General features: G+C 42.6%; 20 protein-coding genes. 13 read left to right on the top strand and 7 right to left on the bottom strand.

The window, feature by feature from the left end; all coding sequences use genetic code 11:
• Nucleotides 1–46: 46 nt before the first annotated feature.
• Nucleotides 47–421: a VOC family protein gene (locus tag PNC201_RS07335; protein WP_227387189.1), complete on the bottom strand. Its 375-nt coding sequence runs from the start codon at nt 419–421 to the stop codon at nt 47–49.
• A 227-nt stretch (nt 422–648) separates the two neighbouring features.
• On the opposite strand from PNC201_RS07335, the gene PNC201_RS07340 reads away from it, so the two are divergent.
• Both PNC201_RS07340 and PNC201_RS07345 read left to right on the top strand, forming a co-directional pair.
• Nucleotides 649–954: an NIPSNAP family protein gene (locus PNC201_RS07340; protein WP_010604531.1), complete on the top strand. Its 306-nt coding sequence runs from the start codon at nt 649–651 to the stop codon at nt 952–954.
• A gap of 27 nt (nt 955–981) precedes the next feature.
• Nucleotides 982–1,497, top strand: a complete 516-nt coding sequence (locus PNC201_RS07345; RefSeq protein WP_102056636.1) for a GNAT family N-acetyltransferase — start codon at nt 982–984, stop codon at nt 1,495–1,497.
• Nucleotides 1,498–1,546: 49 nt separating this feature from the next.
• Here PNC201_RS07345 and PNC201_RS07350 read toward each other — a convergent pair whose 3' ends face one another.
• Entirely contained in the window at nt 1,547–2,446 is a 900-nt protein-coding gene (locus PNC201_RS07350; protein WP_199539689.1) for a DMT family transporter, read from the bottom strand.
• A gap of 116 nt (nt 2,447–2,562) precedes the next feature.
• On the opposite strand from PNC201_RS07350, the gene PNC201_RS07355 reads away from it, so the two are divergent.
• Nucleotides 2,563–3,045, top strand: coding sequence for a MarR family winged helix-turn-helix transcriptional regulator (locus tag PNC201_RS07355; protein WP_102056638.1), 483 nt, complete (start codon nt 2,563–2,565; stop codon nt 3,043–3,045).
• A gap of 175 nt (nt 3,046–3,220) precedes the next feature.
• Here PNC201_RS07355 and PNC201_RS07360 read toward each other — a convergent pair whose 3' ends face one another.
• Both PNC201_RS07360 and PNC201_RS07365 read right to left on the bottom strand, forming a co-directional pair.
• Nucleotides 3,221–3,646: an N-acetyltransferase gene (locus tag PNC201_RS07360; protein WP_102056639.1), complete on the bottom strand. Its 426-nt coding sequence runs from the start codon at nt 3,644–3,646 to the stop codon at nt 3,221–3,223.
• A complete protein-coding gene (locus PNC201_RS07365) occupies nt 3,643–3,894 on the bottom strand; it encodes a hypothetical protein (protein WP_095727859.1) in 252 nt (83 codons plus the stop codon). The genes PNC201_RS07360 and PNC201_RS07365 overlap by 4 nt, the downstream gene beginning before the upstream one ends.
• A gap of 1,407 nt (nt 3,895–5,301) precedes the next feature.
• Here PNC201_RS07365 and PNC201_RS07370 point away from each other — a divergent pair.
• A complete protein-coding gene (locus tag PNC201_RS07370; RefSeq protein ID WP_102056640.1) occupies nt 5,302–5,922 on the top strand; it encodes a hypothetical protein in 621 nt (206 codons plus the stop codon).
• Nucleotides 5,923–6,132: 210 nt separating this feature from the next.
• Complete coding sequence (locus PNC201_RS07375) at nt 6,133–7,707, top strand: GmrSD restriction endonuclease domain-containing protein (protein ID WP_102056641.1); 1,575 nt, start codon at nt 6,133–6,135, stop codon at nt 7,705–7,707.
• A gap of 142 nt (nt 7,708–7,849) precedes the next feature.
• On the opposite strand, the gene speB is transcribed toward PNC201_RS07375, so the two are convergent.
• Nucleotides 7,850–8,770 carry an agmatinase gene (gene speB / locus PNC201_RS07380; protein ID WP_010604538.1) on the bottom strand — a complete coding sequence of 307 codons (921 nt, stop codon included), beginning with the start codon at nt 8,768–8,770 and terminating at the stop codon, nt 7,850–7,852.
• Nucleotides 8,771–8,773: 3 nt separating this feature from the next.
• Complete coding sequence (speA, locus tag PNC201_RS07385; RefSeq protein ID WP_102056642.1) at nt 8,774–10,687, bottom strand: biosynthetic arginine decarboxylase; 1,914 nt, start codon at nt 10,685–10,687, stop codon at nt 8,774–8,776.
• 269 nt (nt 10,688–10,956) lie between these two features.
• On the opposite strand from speA, the gene PNC201_RS23620 reads away from it, so the two are divergent.
• The 8 genes from PNC201_RS23620 (at nt 10,957) to PNC201_RS07425 (ending at nt 17,258) form a co-directional block, all read left to right on the top strand.
• The gene (locus tag PNC201_RS23620) at nt 10,957–11,088 is read left to right on the top strand and encodes a hypothetical protein (RefSeq protein WP_266068412.1); all 132 of its coding nucleotides are present in this window, start codon (nt 10,957–10,959) and stop codon (nt 11,086–11,088) included.
• A 90-nt stretch (nt 11,089–11,178) separates the two neighbouring features.
• Nucleotides 11,179–12,021 (top strand): alpha/beta fold hydrolase, encoded by an 843-nt coding sequence (locus PNC201_RS07395; RefSeq protein ID WP_045989462.1) that lies wholly within the window; start codon nt 11,179–11,181, stop codon nt 12,019–12,021.
• Nucleotides 12,022–12,083: 62 nt separating this feature from the next.
• Nucleotides 12,084–12,473, top strand: a complete 390-nt coding sequence (locus tag PNC201_RS07400) for a hypothetical protein (RefSeq protein WP_102056643.1) — start codon at nt 12,084–12,086, stop codon at nt 12,471–12,473.
• Nucleotides 12,474–12,476: 3 nt separating this feature from the next.
• The gene (locus PNC201_RS07405; RefSeq protein WP_102056644.1) at nt 12,477–13,121 is read left to right on the top strand and encodes a DUF6058 family natural product biosynthesis protein; all 645 of its coding nucleotides are present in this window, start codon (nt 12,477–12,479) and stop codon (nt 13,119–13,121) included.
• Nucleotides 13,122–13,235: 114 nt separating this feature from the next.
• Entirely contained in the window at nt 13,236–14,369 is a 1,134-nt protein-coding gene (locus PNC201_RS07410) for a type 1 glutamine amidotransferase domain-containing protein (protein ID WP_233525228.1), read from the top strand.
• Between the two features lie 19 nt (nt 14,370–14,388).
• Nucleotides 14,389–15,273 (top strand): alpha/beta hydrolase, encoded by an 885-nt coding sequence (locus PNC201_RS07415; RefSeq protein ID WP_233525229.1) that lies wholly within the window; start codon nt 14,389–14,391, stop codon nt 15,271–15,273.
• Nucleotides 15,273–15,974, top strand: coding sequence for a response regulator transcription factor (locus PNC201_RS07420; protein ID WP_102056647.1), 702 nt, complete (start codon nt 15,273–15,275; stop codon nt 15,972–15,974). Before PNC201_RS07415 ends, PNC201_RS07420 begins: the two co-directional genes overlap by 1 nt.
• A 21-nt stretch (nt 15,975–15,995) precedes the next feature.
• Nucleotides 15,996–17,258: a sensor histidine kinase gene (locus PNC201_RS07425; RefSeq protein ID WP_102056648.1), complete on the top strand. Its 1,263-nt coding sequence runs from the start codon at nt 15,996–15,998 to the stop codon at nt 17,256–17,258.
• Nucleotides 17,259–17,339: 81 nt separating this feature from the next.
• Here PNC201_RS07425 and PNC201_RS07430 read toward each other — a convergent pair whose 3' ends face one another.
• Nucleotides 17,340–18,035 (bottom strand): hypothetical protein, encoded by a 696-nt coding sequence (locus tag PNC201_RS07430; protein WP_102056649.1) that lies wholly within the window; start codon nt 18,033–18,035, stop codon nt 17,340–17,342.
• Nucleotides 18,036–18,275: the final 240 nt, after the last annotated feature.

Below are 18,275 nucleotides of genomic sequence, written 5' to 3' on the forward strand. Positions count from 1 at the left end.
TGAACTCCATATTCGATGGAAAAAAGGTATAGAGCTAGAAATAGCGCTATACCTTATCACTAGTAAACACGCGAATACGATGTCTATCAGGGTCTAATACGACAAAACTAGCGCCATATCCCTCGGCTTGCGGGACTTGAGCAAACTCAATATCTAGTAATTTCCATGTATCGTATAAAGCCAAAAGCGCTTCTTGGCTTGGTTGCATAATAGAGATTTCAGAACCGCCCCCGGTAATGCAACTTGGTGGTGTAAGGGCTGTGTTTTGTTTAAGTGCAATGGAGACGTTGTGTGCACATTTCATAGAAACAAAAGTTGGAGAAAGCTGCGCTGCCTCACATTGGAATAGCTGTCTATAAAACGCTTCGCTCAGCTTGATATCGCTTACATATAACACCAAAGAATCAATGGTGATCATCATGGAATTCCATCATCTTTTAAAAATTGCAGCTAAGATATGCTCTCGGTGTGTCAGTTACTGTCAGTAGTTTTACGTTGAGTTAGAACCTTGGGTGAGCATTTAATCGAGACAGCTAGTCCCATATCACTTTAACTTCATGTTATTAACGCTTAAAGTAATCTCGCACACTGTCTATCGGTGTGTAGAGCAACGTGAAACTGGTATTTTTAACAAAAAGGAAAGGTTGTATGGTTACTTGCTACTTAAAATATGTTGTTGATCCGGCAAAAATTGCTGACTTTGAGGAATATGCCAAAATGTGGATCCCACTCGTCAATCGTTTTGGTGGGCAGCATAATGGCTACTTTTTACCATCGGAAGGTGCAAGTAATATTGCCTTGGCATTATTCACCTTTCCCAGTTTGGCAGCCTATGAAACGTATCGTAATGAGTCGTTTCAAGATGCTCAGTGTCAGGCTGCAATTAAATTTGCAGAAGATACCGGTTGCATAATTAGCTATGAACGCAGCTTCTTTAGACCTGTATTTGAATAGAGGTAAGTAAATGGAGCTGAACATCTCGTGCAACTAGATATTTCTGCCAATCTCAAACTACAAAACCTTGCTTTGACGCATGCAAAACCATTGTTTGATTGCGTACAAAGCAGCCGTGCAAGTTTACAAAATGTGCTGCCGTGGGTTGCGAAACTACATACCGAGGCTGACGCAGAGCGATACATCGACACACGTATAAACAACCAAGTCGGCGGACTTTGGTCTGCTATTGAATTTAATTGCGAGTTTTGTGGTGTGTTTGGGATCAAATATATGGATGCGCAAACGCAAACTGCTGAAATTGGCTATTGGCTTGGCGAAAAGGCAAGAGGTTACGGCTTAATCGGTCTAGTGCTTGAACAGGTTATTGCCAGGCTTCGAGAGGTAAGTGATATTAAAACTGTGGAGTTTCAATGTTTACAGTCAAATATTGCGAGCCAGCGGATCATTGAAAAAATAGGCGGCCAGTTTGTTGAGTCCTGTGTCAATGATCTGGGCGTAGCAGGTGACGAGCCATTATATATTTATCGACTCACACTTTAGTTTCGCCTTTTTAAAGGAACGAGCGCATAATTGCTATGCGCTCAACTGATTAGTTTACCTCACACTTAGCAGGCACAGCTCGGCTTCGTAGGGTAGTGACGATAATTTGCGGTAATAGCGGCATTACAATCATGCCAACCATCAAACTATACTGAAGCGGGGTGAACGTCTCGCCCAGTAGCACCAGCCCCGTCAAAATACCCGCAATCGGATTTGCAATACCACCAAAGGTAAAGTCCACAACAGACATACGTTGTAGTAACCACACGTACAAACTATAACCCAGTGCGGTGTTCAGGAGCACAACCCATAATATGCCGCTGAGATTGGTCATCGAGAAATTGTTAAAAGCTGCAATATACTTAGCTGGTGCGATCACACCGTGAACGCTTGATGCGAGGGTGAGAATAACGCCGCCAATAATGAGTTGCCAAGTTAACACTGTCCACCAATGCATGCGATCACCAAGGGACTTAGTGATTGAGCTGCCGATCACGATACAGGTTATTGCCGCAAGTATTGCCGCTAAACCAAGAGGGTTTAAACTCAGTGAACTCGGATCAAATAGCAACCAGGCCAACACAATAAGCGCCGCACCGCATAACGCTTGCACCAATCCTGGGCGTTGCTTATTGACCAACCAATGGTAAAGCATGGCGAATACCGGCACAGACACCATGCCCACGCTCGATATGGCAGATGGTAGCGTTAACGACATCACGAAAATCATGCTAAAAAAGGCCGCGATATTAATCGCCCCAAGGCCGCATAGTATTTTCCAGTCTGCTTTTTTTGGCAAACTTGGCTTAACTGCCAGCAAAATAAGCCCAGCCGGAAGCGCTCTAATAGCGCCAAGTAAAAGAGGCGGCCAGTCGGCGAGGGTATATTGTGTTACCGCGTACGTGGTGCCCCATAAAAATGCAGGGATCATCGCGAGGAGTATATTCACATTAACTATCTTTATGTTGAGATACTTTGCGGTAAGGTATTACTAAAAACACTTTTTGTAAAGTATCTTTATGTTAAGATATTTCTTTACAAAGTTTGTTGTCGGGGCAAATATTGATGGATGCGATTGATAGAGTACAAGAGCAGTGGGCTCGCGAAAAACCACAGTTAGAAACAACGCCCATGGCGATAATGGGTCGCTTAGTGCGCATAGCTAAACATATGGAAGCCGAAGTTGAAAAGCTGCACAAGCAATACGGCTTAAATTTGGGCGAATTTGATGTGTTAGCTACCTTGCGCCGCAGCGGCAAACCATTTCGCTTAACCCCATCAGAGCTATTTAAAACCATGCTACTCACCTCTGGCGCGATGACCAACCGTTTAGATAAGCTAGCGGCAAAAGGCCTTATCAAGCGTGAGCATTGTACAGAAGACCGCCGCAGTGTAACGGTGGAATTAACAGCCGAAGGCCTCGCCCTGATTGAAAAACTGATTGAGCCGCATATCGCCATTCAAGCCCAATTGGTTAAGGGGATGAGTAGAGAGCAGCAAACCTTGTTAAATAGTGTGTTAAAAGAGTGGTTAACGCAATTTGAGTGAGGATGTAAACAGTCTTATAGGCGGTTCACCTGCCGAGAAGTGATGCCTTTCGGATGTGGGGGAAAGTGGTGTTGCCTGCGTCTTCAGGTTTTACGTAAGCCATTGGACTGTTCGCTAGCAGCACATAATCATCATGGTGTAGTAGGTTCGAATAACCGAAGCGCTATTCGACCCACTAAACCTTTGTACTCATCACGTACTCTGGATACCCTGTATGTTCATCTTTTTGTTCAGCGATAACACTAAAACCTTGAGATAGGTAAAACTGATAGCTTGCTTGATTTTCTTTGTATACACAAAGCATCAATATCGGTCTTTGATTTTTTGCATGAGTAAGCAATTGTTTGCCTATGCCGTTTCCCTGCCGCTTTGGTTTCACAAATAGGGCGGCTAAGCTGTTTTGGTGTAAAGCGTAAAACCCGACAACGTCGGAGTTCAGTTCGTAGACGTAAACCTCTGAAGCAGGGAGATAAATATTACGCATATTTTCTAAATTAGCTTGCCAAAACTCGGCTGAGATAAAGCCGTGTGCTTGAATGGATGCGCTCAACCAAATTTCAAGTATGGTATCTATGTCATCTTCAGTGTATTTTCTTATCATGATTGCAGCGCCCGTAATTTTTCGAGCACTTCATTAAGTACAGCTATTCCCATTGTTTTTTCCACGAGGGAATTCATATCCCCTTGAAGAAATTCATTCCAAGATACGGTTTTAGCGCCTGAATTGTGTGCATATCTACCATACGCAGATAACACAGTCCCATCATCCTGAATGGAGACGAGATAAAGGTTTTGATCCGGCGTATCAAGCCTACGCTCGAATAGTGTTTTAGGTTGTTTATATTCCATGACTGCTTATCAAATAAAAAAAGTGGCGATATGAATTCAGGTCTCAAGTCTGTGTTGAAGGTGCTTAAAACGTACAGTGATTACCTTTTCATTCCTTGTGATGTGCAAATTATCACTGGGCCATACTTGGTACAAGTGCTTTGTTGGCGAGATGGCATGCTTAATCTTTAAAAAACCAAAATAAATTACAAGACCGACCTAAATACGTTAACTTGAAATTGTCTTTTTTGATTGGTATCAAAGCGCATCCACGCGTTCCTCGTTCATTTTTTTGAAACGACGCGATCGAGCGAACCAAGAAAACGTCGCCCTAGCATCACACTTAATCCTCAAATCCTAACCCGATATAGTGTAACCGTCTTGTAAGGCACGTCCCTGTGCCAGACAAGACTTGGCCGACATCCTGTCGGCACATTACATATCGGCTTATGCTTTTCGGGTGTGATGAAGGGGAATAAGTCGCCTGTTAGCTGTTCACAAAGCCATTAGCAACATAGTTGTTTGCAAGCACCACAAGAATCTATCAGCACCTTTGTATCTCCCTCATCACACCCGAAAGTAAATTGCCAATGAGTCATTTCAGCGCATGGATGCGTGAAAAGCGGTGACAGGGCCAAGGATGGCCCTTACACAGCGGTGACGTTCATATTGGCGATTTACTTGAGGAGTCAGTGTGATGTTGGGAGTGCCCTTTCTTTTGCGCAACGATTCTTTGGGCATCAAAGAAAAGTATGTCGTAGCCCATGGATGGGCGTCGAAACCTGTCAGGATGACGGGCTGACTTTACGATAAATTTCGAGCTACCAGCCGTTAGCAAAATAAATCTCCATGTTTAATATCAAAGCGTATCCATGCGCTTTTCGTTCATTCTTTTGAAACGACGCGATCGAGCGAACCAAGAAAACGTCGCCCTAGCATCACACTTAATCCTCAAACCCTAAGCCGATATAATGCAACCGTCTTGTAAGGCACGTCCCTGTACCAGACAAGACTTGGCCGACACCCTGTCGGCACATTGCATATCGGCTTACGCTTTTCGGGTGTGATGGAGGGGGGGGGATGTCGCTTGAGGTGTTTGCGTGATGTAGGGAGTGGCTTTTCTTTTGCGCTATCTTCTTATCTTATTTAATCTACCAGCTAAAGCTTATCAACAAGTTATGACAGAACCACAGCACCTTGCCAAATTAGAAAAATGTGGGTTTAATAATGTATATAAATACTTTGTTCAGGCAGGGATTGAGTCGCGTTGTACCGCTTTAGATAATAAACGGACAAACACAAAAGTCACCCATATCAAGGTCAATCCACACTGCTGGATAGGGAGTGCAGGAGCTATCCAATTCAATTTGCGATTATGCATGCTGCGCTTGCGTGAATACTAAGGTGTTAAGCATAAAGGAAATCAAGTTGTCATATAAAAACCACTTTAAAAGAATAAGAGAATCAGAATACTTTATTCGTCGCAAGATAGAACAAACATTAAAAGCCATTCAATTTGATGAAGAAATCAAGGAAATAGCTGGTAATCATGACACATATTTTGATATGTGGCAGGCAACATATGGCGATAAATTCTACGACATGACAACAATAGTTCGTCTTGGAACAACGATTGAAATGTGTTTAAAGGATTATTATCAAAGCCGAAAAGGGTTTTCATCTAGAAAGGAATTAAAAGATCATATAAACAGCAAGCAAAATATATTTCAACAAGTTTTTCCTTGGCATAACCAAGGAATATTAACGAAGATAGAGAGTGAATTTCAAGTAGAACTATTTCAAATACCTCAGCTTAAAATTATGCAAGAAACGATGTTATTTAGGCATTTATACGCACATAACAGCGGGTTGCTCGATAAGAAGTTTGTAGATGATTATAAACGTTTATCCAATATTGATTTATCAAGCAGCAGTTCAGAATATAGAGACTATGAAATAGAGGACTATTTTTATTTTGAACCACTAAAAAAGGTCTCTCATTTCATTGATGGTACTGAGAAGTTCTTCGATAAATTGTATGCACTTTGATGTGCTCTCTACGCGCACGGCAAGCTTGGTTTGGCTTGTTGTATTCACAAGTAATGATATGTGTTTTTAGCTGAATAGCGTTTCCGTATAGTTATTTTGAAGATTAATATGGCTCTGGCTTTTAGCTAACCCGCTAAAGGCGGAGGTTAATACTTTGTGAGTCATTATACCTAAGCAACAAACTTATAGTTAGAAAGTTAGGAAAAAATTATGGAAAATTACTCAATCAGAGAAATTCTGGATTCAGTTTACAGAGGGCAGATTAGAATTCCCGCTTTTCAAAGAGGGTTTGTTTGGGATCCTGATCGGGTCGCGTTTCTTATTGATAGTATTTATAAAGGATATCCGTTCGGTTCCTTATTGTTTTGGCGCACGAACGAACCGTTGAGAACAGAGAGAAAACTAGGTCCGTTTGAACTGCCGGAACCCCAAGAAGATTTCCCTATTGATTATGTACTGGATGGGCAACAGAGGGTTACTTCTATATTTGGGGTGTTTCAAACAGAACTTTATCATCAACAGGATGATAACTGGAAAGATATATATTTTGATTTTTCCCTGCCAGATGATGTTCAGGAAAGTCAATTTTTGGCATTAAATGAAGATGAAGTTGATCAAGAAAAGCACTTTCCACTAAATAGCTTCTTTGACACTGCTGAATACCGTCGTCTAACAAGAAATATGAACGATTCGCTCGCAGAAAAAATTGATAGAGTGCAGGCAACATTCAAAGAAGCTAAAATCCCCGTTCAGTCATTTAGAACTGATGAAAAAGATAAGGTTGCAATTATATTTGAGCGGATAAATAGGCAAGGTATCCCTTTGGACACTCTTCAACTACTCTCTGCATGGACATGGAGTGAGGATTTTCAATTACAGGGCCAGTTTGAAGATTTAATTGAAGAGCTTGAGGGATATGGTTTTTCCGAATTGTCTAATGATATAAGCTTGCTGCTTAGATGTACGGCAGCTGTTCTTACAAATTCCTGCAAACCAGAAAGTTTAGTATTATTGAATGGAGCGGATGTTAGGGCTAGATTTAGTGAAGTCGTAAATGGAATCAAAGGTGCGTTGGATTTTCTTAAAACAGAACTCAATGTGCATTCGATAGATCTCTTACCATATAAGTATATTTTAGTTCCCCTTTCTGTATTCTTTTCAATTGATGGAAATAGAGAGTTTAATTACTCCAACGCCCAGAGAGAGAAACTAGTATTGTGGTTCTGGAGGTGTTCATTCATTAAGAGATATAGTCATGGTACCATGCGGAATCTGGGTGTTGATATAGACGAAATAAAAAAATTAAAGGAAGGCATTGAAAATACTTTATCTAATCTAAATCCTCAGATTTCATCAGATACATTTAAGCACGAAAAATTTGTCATGAACTCCGTTATGACAAAAACCTTTATTCTAATGTTATCAAAAAATACCCCAATTAATTTTATCAATGGATCGCCAATTGATCTAGAAGCAAAGCTTAGAGATTGCAACAGAAAGGAATTCCACCACCTTATGCCAAAAGCTTTTCTTAGAGATAGTGCTCAAGACATATATAGTGAAAATTGTTTAGCAAATTTTTGCTTTATATCACGTGCTGATAATCGTGAATTAGGGGGTGATAAGCCCAGTGTTTATCGAGTCAAAATGACAGGTAATATTAACCAAATTATACAATCTCATTACTGTCCAAATGCTTTATTTGACGATAACTATCAGCAATTTATTAGCAATAGGTCCGAGATACTAGCTCAAGTAGCTGCAGATTTGTGTGGAATGACTTAATAAGCCAAAGCGCAGGGTGCTATGCATCGTTACTCGATGTGTTATTGTTGTTCAGCTTTGAAATTACACCCATAATCACTAACACAAACCCCAAACAAAAAAGCCACCTGGTTAAGGTGGCTTAGTCCAAACCCGCATCCGATTATTTATGCTTTACAGCCCACAGATGCAGTAGTTCGTGTGCGATGGTGGCGGCGGCGATTGCGGTGAGCTCGCTTTGGTCGTAGGAAGGGGAGACTTCTACTACGTCCATGCCTATCATGTTTAGTCCTTGCAGTGCGCGTAAAATCTTCAGCACTTTATCGCTGGTTAGGCCGCCGCATACCGGGGTGCCGGTGCCTGGTGCGAATGCTGGGTCTAGACAGTCGATATCAAAGGTTAAGTACACGGGCAAGTCGCCGACGCGTGCTTTGATTTGTGCTGCTATTTCTTCGGCGCTTAAGTCATTTGCTGCCATAGCGTCAATCACGCCAAACTCATGACCTTGCTCTGTGTACTCGGTTCTAATGCCAATTTGCATTGAATGCTCTGGGCTTATTAAGCCTTCAATCGGAGCATGATAGAACATAGTACCGTGGTCATAGCGTGAACCTTGGCTGTATGTGTCTGTGTGCGCATCAAAATGTACGAGCGCCATTTTACCGTGAATTTGCTGGTGAGCACGCAGCAGTGGCAGGGTCACAAAGTGATCGCCGCCTAGGCTTAATAGCGTTTTGCCTTGCTGCAAAATTTGCAGAGCTGCTAGCTCGAGTTGCGCAGTAAAATACTCAGGATCGCCAACTGGGTAAGTGAAATCGCCAGCGTCCTGAAGTTTAATTTTGTCCCACAATGCAAATGACCAAGGGTATTTTTTACTTTCCCAAGCTAAGTGCACGGATGCGCGACGGATTGCATCTGGACCCAAGCGCGCGCCTGGACGTCCAGAGGTTGCCAAGTCAAATGGCAAGCCAAGTACCACAACGTCTGCATCAATATCTGTGATATTGCGTACCATTGGCTGACGTAAAAACGTCATGCCGTTGGAGTACAGAGAATGATCGGTGTGATCGAATAAGTGGCTCATGGGTTAAAAATCTTCCAAATAAGTATAGCCGTCAAGGCCGGTTTCAAGCTCTGCTAGGCAGGTAGCTCGTTCTTCAAGCGGTAGTTTGCTTTCAACTAGGTTGGCAAAGTTACGCTTAAATTGTTCAACATCAAGGTGTACATAACGCATCATATCGGCAACGGTGTCGCCCGCATCAACATTACCAAGCGCCAATTCGCCTTGGTCATCTAATGTGGCTACAACGGTGTGGGTGTCGCCAAATAGGTTATGCATGTCACCTAAAATCTCTTGGTATGCACCCACCAAGAAAAATCCCAATAAATAGGGTTTATCTTTGCAAAACTCTGGTACTGGTAGCGTGGCTTCAATACCTTGGCCATCAACATAATGCTCCACCGTACCGTCAGAATCACAGGTAATATCCAGCAATACCGCGCGGCGCTTTGGTGCCTCTGTTAACCCGCTGAGTGGCAGTACAGGGAATACCTGTTCAATACCCCAAGCGTCTGGCAAAGATTGAAATAGCGAGAAATTCACAAAGAATTTATCCGCGAGCTTAGCACTGAGCTCGTCAATAATTGGGCGATGGAAACGGTTTTTGTTGTCCATACGCTTGTTCAGCTCATAACATACACGTAGGTTTACTTGCTCCGCCCAAGCTCTTTGCTCAAGGCTTAATAGGCCCATCGCAAATTGGCTGTGTACTTCTGCCAAGTCGCCCTGCGTATCATGAAAAATTTCAATCAACGCGCGGTCGTCGCTCTGCTCGTTGAGCGCCTGCCAAGACGTCCACATATTGTGTAGCAGTCTTGGGGCGTCACTTACCGGTGCAGTTATCTCTTCTACTTGATAGCTTTCGGTGCCAATCACATCGGTGATTAATACCGCGTGATGCGCCGTTAGCGCACGACCCGATTCAGAGATGATCTTTGGCATTGGCTGATTGTATTGCTTACAGGTATCGCCTACGGTGTAAACGATGTTGTTTGCATATTCAGCTAAGCTGTAGTTCATCGAGTTAGACGACTGGCTACGCGTTCCATCGTAATCCACTGCAAGTCCGCCACCTACGTCTAAATTCAACAGGTTTGCACCTAAACGGCGTAATTCGCAGTAGAATCTAGCGGCTTCACCCACACCAACGCGCACGTCACGAATATTGGCCATTTGCGAGCCTAAGTGAAAGTGCACCAGTTGCAGCGCGTCTAGCATGTCAGCTTGCTGTAATTGGTTAACAACCGTAAGGACTTGCGATGCAGACAGACCAAATTTGGACTTTTCACCGCCGCTTGCTTGCCATTTACCTTTACCTTGTGATGCCAAACGTACGCGTAAGCCTAAACGTGGTTTAACGTTGAGTGCTTTGGCTTCTGCCATCACGATGTCGAGCTCAGAACGCTTTTCTAAAACGATATAAACCTGATGGCCTAATTTTTCACCGATAAGCGCAAGACGGACGTATTCTCTGTCTTTGTAGCCATTACACACGATCACTGCGCTGGTTTTCTCACTGAGCGCCAATACGGTAAGTAACTCAGCTTTACTGCCAGCTTCTAAGCCAAGCTGTTTTTTATCGCTGGCCGTTTGGCTTGCGATAAGCCCCTCAATGACTTCTTTTTGTTGGTTTACTTTAATTGGGTAAACCAATAAATAATCTTCTGGGTAGCTGTAATCAGTAATCGCCTGATTAAACGCACCAACAATATTATGTACGCGCTGTTCAAGGATTTGTGGAAAACGCACTAGCGCAGGTAGGGTATAACCCTCAGATTTAATTTGTTGTGCAATGTTTGTCAGAGTTACGGCGTGCTGTGGCTGCTGTTGGTTCGGCATCGCAGTAACCTCTCCCTGATCATTAATACCAAAGAAGCCTTGGCTCCAGTGGCGCACGTTGTAGCATTCACGTGCTTGCTCAGAAGAGGTAAATTTGGTCATTCAAGTTCCTTAACGTAAGTTAGAGTTCAGTCTGCAGTGCGTCATCAATGGCGGCTACTCACTGAGTGAAAGGTCTCATTAATTTTCGCGCATTAGACACAAATAGAAAGTCTCAGTCTAATGAGTTATTTTGCTCGTCAAGAGTGACAAATCTTTCCCTTAGTTTAGTTGCGCTATAACGGGAATTAAGTGAGTGTAAACAAGGAGTAGTAAATTCTACTCTCGGGTTTTTTAAGCTAACATTCCATCAAAACGCAAGGTTTGCATCGATGACAATCAATATTATTTATGTCGCTTTGCTCTGCGTGCCTTTGCTTATTTTAGACCTTAAGCTTAGTCGTCGAGAAGGTGATATCTTGTTCATGGGCTATGTAGCTTATTTCATTTATACGTTGAGTTAATAAAGTTTCAGAAGTTTCTGAAACTTTATTGCGTTTATCGAGTAAACTAATTAGTATGTTATTGGGAAAACTTAAAAATGAGAAAGGACAATGAAAACAATAACATCAGCAGTACTCGGACTCGTCGCTTATAGTTCAGTGGCCAGCGCCAACCAATCAGTTCATGAACACGATTATCAATATGTGGAAATAAACGGCAACAAACTTGCCTATGCTTGCAAAGGAGAGGGCGAGACTACCGCACTTTTACTAGCTGGTATGGGCCTTGATGCTCATGAAACCTATAAAAACACCATTCATAACATAAAGCCAAAAGGCTATCGCTTATGTTTTTATGACAGAGCAGGCACCGGAAAAAGCACTTTTGCAAAGCCTCGAGTACGGACTATGTTGGAGCTTACACAAGAGCTTGAGGCATTCACTCAAGCCACCAAAATGGATAATTTAGTACTTGTACCTCACTCTTTTGGTGGCTTTGTTGCAAGAGCCTATGCCAACCGAAACCCTGAAAAAGTGAAAGGGATGGTACTTATTGATATCGCTCATGAGTCTTGGTATCACGATATGAAAAGTAAGATGTCTAAAGAAGCATGGAAGATAATGGAATGGATCATCAACTGGGAGCGAGATACTCATTCATTAGAAGATTTTGAAGAAGCTTCTGCCCATACAGAGATGTACAAAATCAACCAGAAAATGCCAGTTACTATACTGTCACGTGGGATCCCTTATGTGACTATCCGCTCTACTGGTATGAGTTATGCCGATGTTGATGTTTATACTCAAACTTCAAAAGACTCCCAAATAAAGCTGCAAGAAATTGGCGATAATGTTACGCCCATTACCATGAAATATGCATCTCACCTGTTTGATGAAACAGATCCATTTATTGCCATCAAATATATTGAAGAAATGGTGAAAAAGGTACAATAATATTTTTTACGCAAAGGGTTAGCGGTTATACTGCTGCTAACCCAACTAATAATAATAAAGCAATGTTCTCTCATCACATAATCAGTTCAAAAATCACGACTTTCTTAGTAGCTGCAGCCGGCTTTGCAGGGGTGGTATTGTCAGTACTGGGTGTATTTAACCATCCGGAATTGACGTTAATCCTCGACTTTACAGCAAGCTTTTTATGCTTGATGGTCGCGTATAAGTTATATCAAAAGCAACTCAGGGCCTTAAGTTGGGCAGCGGTGCTCGGCGCGCTTATGTCCGTTGGCGTAGTCGTCGATGATACGCTAATCCAATTTTCATCAGGGCTGCTATTAACGGTTCAGTTGAACCTAGAAACCATAGCCGTAAACATCAACTTGCTTGGCTTGATTATCATCGCGACTGCGCTCACGGCAAAAATAAAGCTAACTAATTCAAAGGAATAATCAATGGAGCTACTTACCTATCTGCAGACGCATTTTATTACCAAAGAGACTTTGCTACGCGAGTCGCAGTTATCCCATCTTGAATTGGCTATGTTAATTGAAAAGCGTTTGATGCCAAAAGCCGCCTATAAGTTAGCATTAAAGCTTGAATGTGATTCTTTCTTTGGTGAGCACAGTGATGAAAGCTGCCTAGAATTTTATCCGCAAGGCGCTTTAGTGTGGCTTGGTGCTGTATCACAAGTAACGGATGAAGCACAAGCCTTTACACTCTTTAGTAAACGTTATAAAAACCAACTGCATAGATTAAAAGCGCAAGGCTTTAATCCGAGAGGTGCAAAGCTGGATCAAGACATCGACGCGCACTTAGAAAGTGAGTGGCAACACTTCCTTGACGGTATTTACGGACTTTGTACTAAAACGGGTTTACCTGAAGATATTGCAAATAAAGAAGCCGCCATCGTTATCATCAATGAGTATTTGGCAAGAGATGAACACTTGAGTTCAGATGAACTAACCAACCTTCACCAAGTGGTCGATTTATTGGATGAGGCCAGCGCATTATTTGCGCCTCATGAGCGTGAACGTAGCTCACGCAAGCGCTTAATCGACGACGTGAGAGCAAAATTTCCAAAGCCTTTAACACCATAATTAACTGTTTTTCGCTTTTTAAATCATGTGAATTGACTTCACATCCATTTCACACCTGTCCGCATAAAGTGTCTGTAATAAAACAACACAAGGGTCAACAGGCCCGAGGACAGGATGATGAACAAATCACTATTAACCTTATCTCTCGTTGCTGCGTTGTCAGCAAATTCAATCAATGCGGTTGCGCAAGATAAAAATACACCTCATGTGCTCATGGTGCTCAGTAGTTATGGCGAAATGGGTGCTGATGGCACCTTAAGCAAACCTGGATTTGAATTTGACGAGCTCAGTAAAGCGTATGCCGTGTTCAAACAAAATGGCGTAAAAGTCACGTTAGCCTCGCCGAAGGGCGGTGAACCGTTGGCAGATAAGTTCGATAAGAACAAATCCTATAATCAAGCATACAGTAATGATACGACTGCGATGGCGCAGCTTAAAAACACTAAAAGACTGAGTGAGTTAGAGCCCGCGCAATACGATGCTGTGTTTGTGGTTGGGGGTAAAGGCCCAATGTTTGACTTGCATGACTCCATGCCGTTACAGGCAATTATTCGCGAGATCTACGTTAACAACGGCGTAATTGGTGCAGTTTGCCATGGTCCTGCGGCATTGGTAGGTGTAAAGCTTGAAAATGGCGAGTACTTAATCGCTGGTAAGCGAGTAAATGGCTTTACTAACGAAGAAGAAGCAGCGTTTGGTAAAAAATGGACCGAACAGTTTCCATTCCTACTTGAAGATAAACTCATTGAACGTGGTGCATCGTTTGTGCAAGACGGGTTAATGTTGAATCAGGTAAGCATTGACGGCCATTTGATCACAGGGCAAAACCCTTTTTCTACGGTAGATACTGCTAAAGCGATGGTTGCGGCACTAGGTCTGACGGTAAACGAGTTACCGCGATTCAAAGACGATGAAAGTATTTTGTTGGTAGAAGAGTTCTTTTCAGATAGCAGCAAAGCGAAGGCGCGTTACTTAGCGGATAAGTCATCGTTTGATCCTATGTTGCTCGGGATCTCTGGTTTATATCAAGCGCAGCATGCGCAAACTGCTCATCAACTTGCCGTGGCCGTTGAGTTGATGCAATTAACCCTTGCAGATATCGATCACCCCATGCTGTACGAAGCACTAATAAATGCACAGCTCAAACTAAATGATATGTCTGGTGCAAAGTCCACATTAGAAGCAGCGCTTAAAAAGCATGGTACGGCAGAGAATCTGATTGCACTAAAAGAGAAAGTTTATGGTTAAGCAAAACTGGAGAAAAACAATGTTAGTAGTTACTGGAATTATTGCAGGCGTTGCCGCTGTTTGGTATGCAGTGTTTGGATTAAAGCCATACAGCGTTACGCCGGAGGAATTAACGCAAATATATAGCTATGAGCAAAAGGCGGTGGAGGTAAATCTTTCGCCATTAAAAACCAATCACTTTGCGCTTGAGTACACGACGTTTGATGGCGATAAAGTCAATGGTCATATTCTCTACCCAAGTAATTACGACGCGACTAAACCAATGCCCGTTATGGTGGGTGTCCACGGTATGGGCCGAAGTGATGTACGCTGGATACAAGAGAGCTTTAAGGGGCGTGATACGTTTGAGCAAACGGATGAGCTTACCAAAATGGCACTAGCAAATGGGTATGCAGTGGTTGCTATTGATTCGAGGAATCATGGTAAGCGTAAAAATCTTGAGCATAATATTATTGAAGTTATGCATGATTTAGATTGGTGGGGCAAGCGCGAGCCGTACGAAAAGTTAATTATTGATTCGGTAAAAGATCACAGGGTACTGCTTGATTGGATTACAACCCAACCGCAATTTGATCAAGACCAAATCAGTGTTGCGGGATATAGCATGGGAGGTCAAATCAGTTTAATTCTAGCGGCGCTGGATAAACGAGTAGATAATGTATTATCAATTGTGCCGCCTTACCTGACTAACGCTGTGGCACGAGTGGCGATTAAAAACTTTGCGACGGCAGTTGATTCTCCCAAGGTGTGGTTGGTCTCGGCGGATGACGATGAATACGCCAGCGAGCGTGAGAATGAAGCATTATTTGAAGCCATTGCGAGTGTTAAAAAACATCATGTAGTCATTGAAGGTGGGCATCTCTTGCCTGAAGGCTACTACAAAAAACTACAAGGTTGGTATTAATGAAAACAAGCTCACAACTCAATATCTTAGTGATTGAGGACAACCCCGCGATTGCAAGTAATATAGCCGATTACTTTGATATGCAGGGGCATAGTTTGGACTTTGCCTATACGGGAGAGCAGGGTTGTGAGCTTGCATTAACGCAATATTTTGACTGTATTATTTTAGATATTATGCTGCCAGATATTGAAGGGCTTGAGGTCTGTCAGCGATTAAGGCTTCAAGCCGACAGACATATTCCCATCATCATGTTAACTGCTCGAGATACTTTGGACGATAAATTAGCAGGATTTGCGCAGGGTGCGGATGATTACCTCACCAAACCTTTTTCGCTAGAGGAGCTAGCAGCTCGAGTCAGCGCATTAACTTGCCGATTAAATCCCACACCTGCTGCAAGAACACTTAGCGTGGGGAACGCAGATAAACAGGTTACGCTCAATTACCAAAATCAAACGGTAACGCGGGGTGAGACTGCACTCGTGTTACCACCAATATTGTTCAATATTCTTAAAATTTTGATGGAAAGTTATCCTCGAGCGGTATCAAAGAGTGAGCTTGTTGATCGTATTTGGGGCGAGGAGGGCACTGACTCGGATTCTTTACGGTCACATATCTACCAATTACGTAAAGCGGTAGATAAGCCATTTCCAACTGCCATTATTAAAACCATTCACAGCGTTGGCTTAGTGCTGGATTTATAGCTGAAATTGCAACTGAGAAAAATGAAAACAAAACAACTAAGAAACCGCATCATCACCTACTTTGTCTCTATTGTAGTACTGCTCAGTGTATTATTTTCACTGATCACTTTGCTTTTTAGCTACATCATAGAAGACAGCTTTTTTTATCAAATTTTAGAAGATGAAAGAAAGCAGATAGCGCTTCAAATCGTCAATAACGAGACACCAGAACCGCATTTTGACTTCGTCACATTTCATCCTACAACCGACACTTTACCCGCGGTGGTAAGAACGCTACTCGCTGAGGAACCAAACCGCAAAGAGTTTAGTGCTGAGGAGGGTAAACATTATCATATCGCCTTTCTAAACAAGCATGACCGTGGACAAGACATATTGCTTGCTGAAGTAAGCGGCCATCTTGTGGTGCGCGAACTGCGAGGCTTGATGCTTGGTTTTTCACTGACCTTATTGGTGATTGGATTAGTAATAGCGCTATTGCTAGCGCTCGGTACGGTAAAGCTGGCAAAAAAATTACTTAAACCTTTGGATGAGCTTATGGTAATTGTAGAGGCAAGTCCCGTTGAAAACCTCCCGACCAATTTTGCATCTCAGTTTTCGCAAAATGAAATTGGTAAATTTGCACAAACGCTAGAATCAGCCCTTGCTCGTATTCGAGCATTCGTTGAGCGTGAACGCCAATTTACCAGAGATATTTCCCATGAATTGAGAACACCTGTCACCATTTCCCAAGGGGCGGTTAGTTTACTCAACCACACCGAGTTAAACAGTAAACAGCAAGAGCTGGTGGCAAGGATAGTGGAGTCTGACCAGCAGATGCAGCTAACACTAGAGGCGCTACTTGCCCTTGCCCGGGAAAAAGCCGATACACCGGAGCAGACTAATTTACAATCCGTGATTGAAGCTTGCATTATTAATAACCAAGTGCTGTTTGAGCATAAAGTCCTAAGTATTGACTTACCCGGCAATGTATTTGTTCCTATGGCCACGCAGGAGCTAAGATTGGTAGTGCAAAACCTGTTACAGAACGCTGTACATCATAGCCAAGGTGAGCAAATCCATATTCGTTATCGAGATAATACACTAACGATTGCAGATAATGGGCAAGGGTTACCACAGACCTTTACGGCAAATGAACAAGCCTTTGAGTCTGGCATGCGGGGTCCTAATAGTTTAGGTACTGGCATTGGCTTATCGCTAGTAAAGCGTCTTTGTGAGAAGTTTTCTGTAAAGGTGATGATTGAAAGTGGCGAAACGGGTGTATCGGTTCACTTAAAGTTTGCTTAGGGTTGTTGTTGACCTGACCCAACAGAGAATGAAAAGGCACGGCGACTTCCGTTATCGTGCCTTGAGAGAATTTAATTGAACTTAAGAAAACTCGGCGATAACCAATACTCTCTTGTGTTTAGCACTATAAAAAACAATCCCTTCACCACCACCCTCAAAATAAGTGGAGAAGCAGAAAGTACCAAGGTAAGTAAAATCTACACCGTGCTCTTCATCAAAAAAGCCAATTTCACGAGTGGAGTAGTGGCTGTAATTCTCGCCACTTTGCTCTTCCATAGCGTCAAAATAGCGCGTTTCGTCATCACCTTCTTCATCCCACAAATAGGCGTCCCAATTGCAACCGAGTATGGGTTGGCCACCGAATTCAAAGAGCGGATCGCTTTCTTCGTTTTCGTCAAGAGAGTAGTTAAGTCGTTGATGTTTGGCGTAGAAGCTGGCTGCTTGCTGATGGTATTCGCTATAGTCTTCAAAATCCTCCTTCTCTTCACTTAGGTTGTCAACGTTGTGAGCGTCAACCTGCCACCCATTGTCTGTCAGTGAGTAGGAGATATAAGGAAGGTCGCCATCAAAAATCTCCATAGAAATCGGTAATGCGATAAGCACATTATCATCGCTGTTTACGTCTAACTTTGAATAGGCAAGTAGTCCTATTGGTAATAGCTGAGTGTCATTAAACGCAACATCTTGGCTGCTTGGGAATGGTTTGTAAAAATCAGTCGCTTGTAACACTTTTGTCGCAGAGCATGTGACTGCCGAATCTTTAATGTAGAGGGCCATAAAATAACTCCTTTTTATGGTTTATTTTTTGGTAATTAATACGTTAGGCTTATATTTGGTGCACACCATATAGCGATGTGTGTGGAAAATCAATCAGTGATAATAATTGTTCGGGCGGCAGCGTGCCTGTCCTTTATATTTTCTCCAAATTTGTAGCTTATCATGCTTATGATAGGGCCATTGCAGTGCTGGATTGTCCGCTATAATACAAACTACATCAGGTGAGAAAAGTAGATACGC

This window comes from Pseudoalteromonas sp. NC201, assembly GCF_002850255.1.
GTDB lineage: Bacteria > Pseudomonadota > Gammaproteobacteria > Enterobacterales > Alteromonadaceae > Pseudoalteromonas.

What these genes read in the sequence shown, in the direction of transcription:
- speA (WP_102056642.1), bottom strand. Translation starts at nt 10,687, where the DNA reads ATGACCAAATTTACCTCTTCTGAGCAAGCACGTGAATGCTACAACGTG.
- PNC201_RS07425 (WP_102056648.1), top strand. Translation starts at nt 15,996, where the DNA reads ATGAAAACAAAACAACTAAGAAACCGCATCATCACCTACTTTGTCTCT.
- PNC201_RS07355 (WP_102056638.1), top strand. Translation starts at nt 2,563, where the DNA reads ATGGATGCGATTGATAGAGTACAAGAGCAGTGGGCTCGCGAAAAACCA.
- PNC201_RS07420 (WP_102056647.1), top strand. Translation starts at nt 15,273, where the DNA reads ATGAAAACAAGCTCACAACTCAATATCTTAGTGATTGAGGACAACCCC.
- PNC201_RS07360 (WP_102056639.1), bottom strand. Translation starts at nt 3,646, where the DNA reads ATGATAAGAAAATACACTGAAGATGACATAGATACCATACTTGAAATT.
- PNC201_RS07395 (WP_045989462.1), top strand. Translation starts at nt 11,179, where the DNA reads ATGAAAACAATAACATCAGCAGTACTCGGACTCGTCGCTTATAGTTCA.
- PNC201_RS07430 (WP_102056649.1), bottom strand. Translation starts at nt 18,035, where the DNA reads ATGGCCCTCTACATTAAAGATTCGGCAGTCACATGCTCTGCGACAAAA.
- PNC201_RS07410 (WP_233525228.1), top strand. Translation starts at nt 13,236, where the DNA reads ATGATGAACAAATCACTATTAACCTTATCTCTCGTTGCTGCGTTGTCA.
- PNC201_RS23620 (WP_266068412.1), top strand. Translation starts at nt 10,957, where the DNA reads ATGACAATCAATATTATTTATGTCGCTTTGCTCTGCGTGCCTTTGCTT.
- PNC201_RS07335 (WP_227387189.1), bottom strand. Translation starts at nt 421, where the DNA reads ATGATGATCACCATTGATTCTTTGGTGTTATATGTAAGCGATATCAAG.
- PNC201_RS07405 (WP_102056644.1), top strand. Translation starts at nt 12,477, where the DNA reads ATGGAGCTACTTACCTATCTGCAGACGCATTTTATTACCAAAGAGACT.
- speB (WP_010604538.1), bottom strand. Translation starts at nt 8,770, where the DNA reads ATGAGCCACTTATTCGATCACACCGATCATTCTCTGTACTCCAACGGC.
- PNC201_RS07375 (WP_102056641.1), top strand. Translation starts at nt 6,133, where the DNA reads ATGGAAAATTACTCAATCAGAGAAATTCTGGATTCAGTTTACAGAGGG.
- PNC201_RS07400 (WP_102056643.1), top strand. Translation starts at nt 12,084, where the DNA reads ATGTTCTCTCATCACATAATCAGTTCAAAAATCACGACTTTCTTAGTA.
- PNC201_RS07415 (WP_233525229.1), top strand. Translation starts at nt 14,389, where the DNA reads ATGTTAGTAGTTACTGGAATTATTGCAGGCGTTGCCGCTGTTTGGTAT.
- PNC201_RS07365 (WP_095727859.1), bottom strand. Translation starts at nt 3,894, where the DNA reads ATGGAATATAAACAACCTAAAACACTATTCGAGCGTAGGCTTGATACG.
- PNC201_RS07340 (WP_010604531.1), top strand. Translation starts at nt 649, where the DNA reads ATGGTTACTTGCTACTTAAAATATGTTGTTGATCCGGCAAAAATTGCT.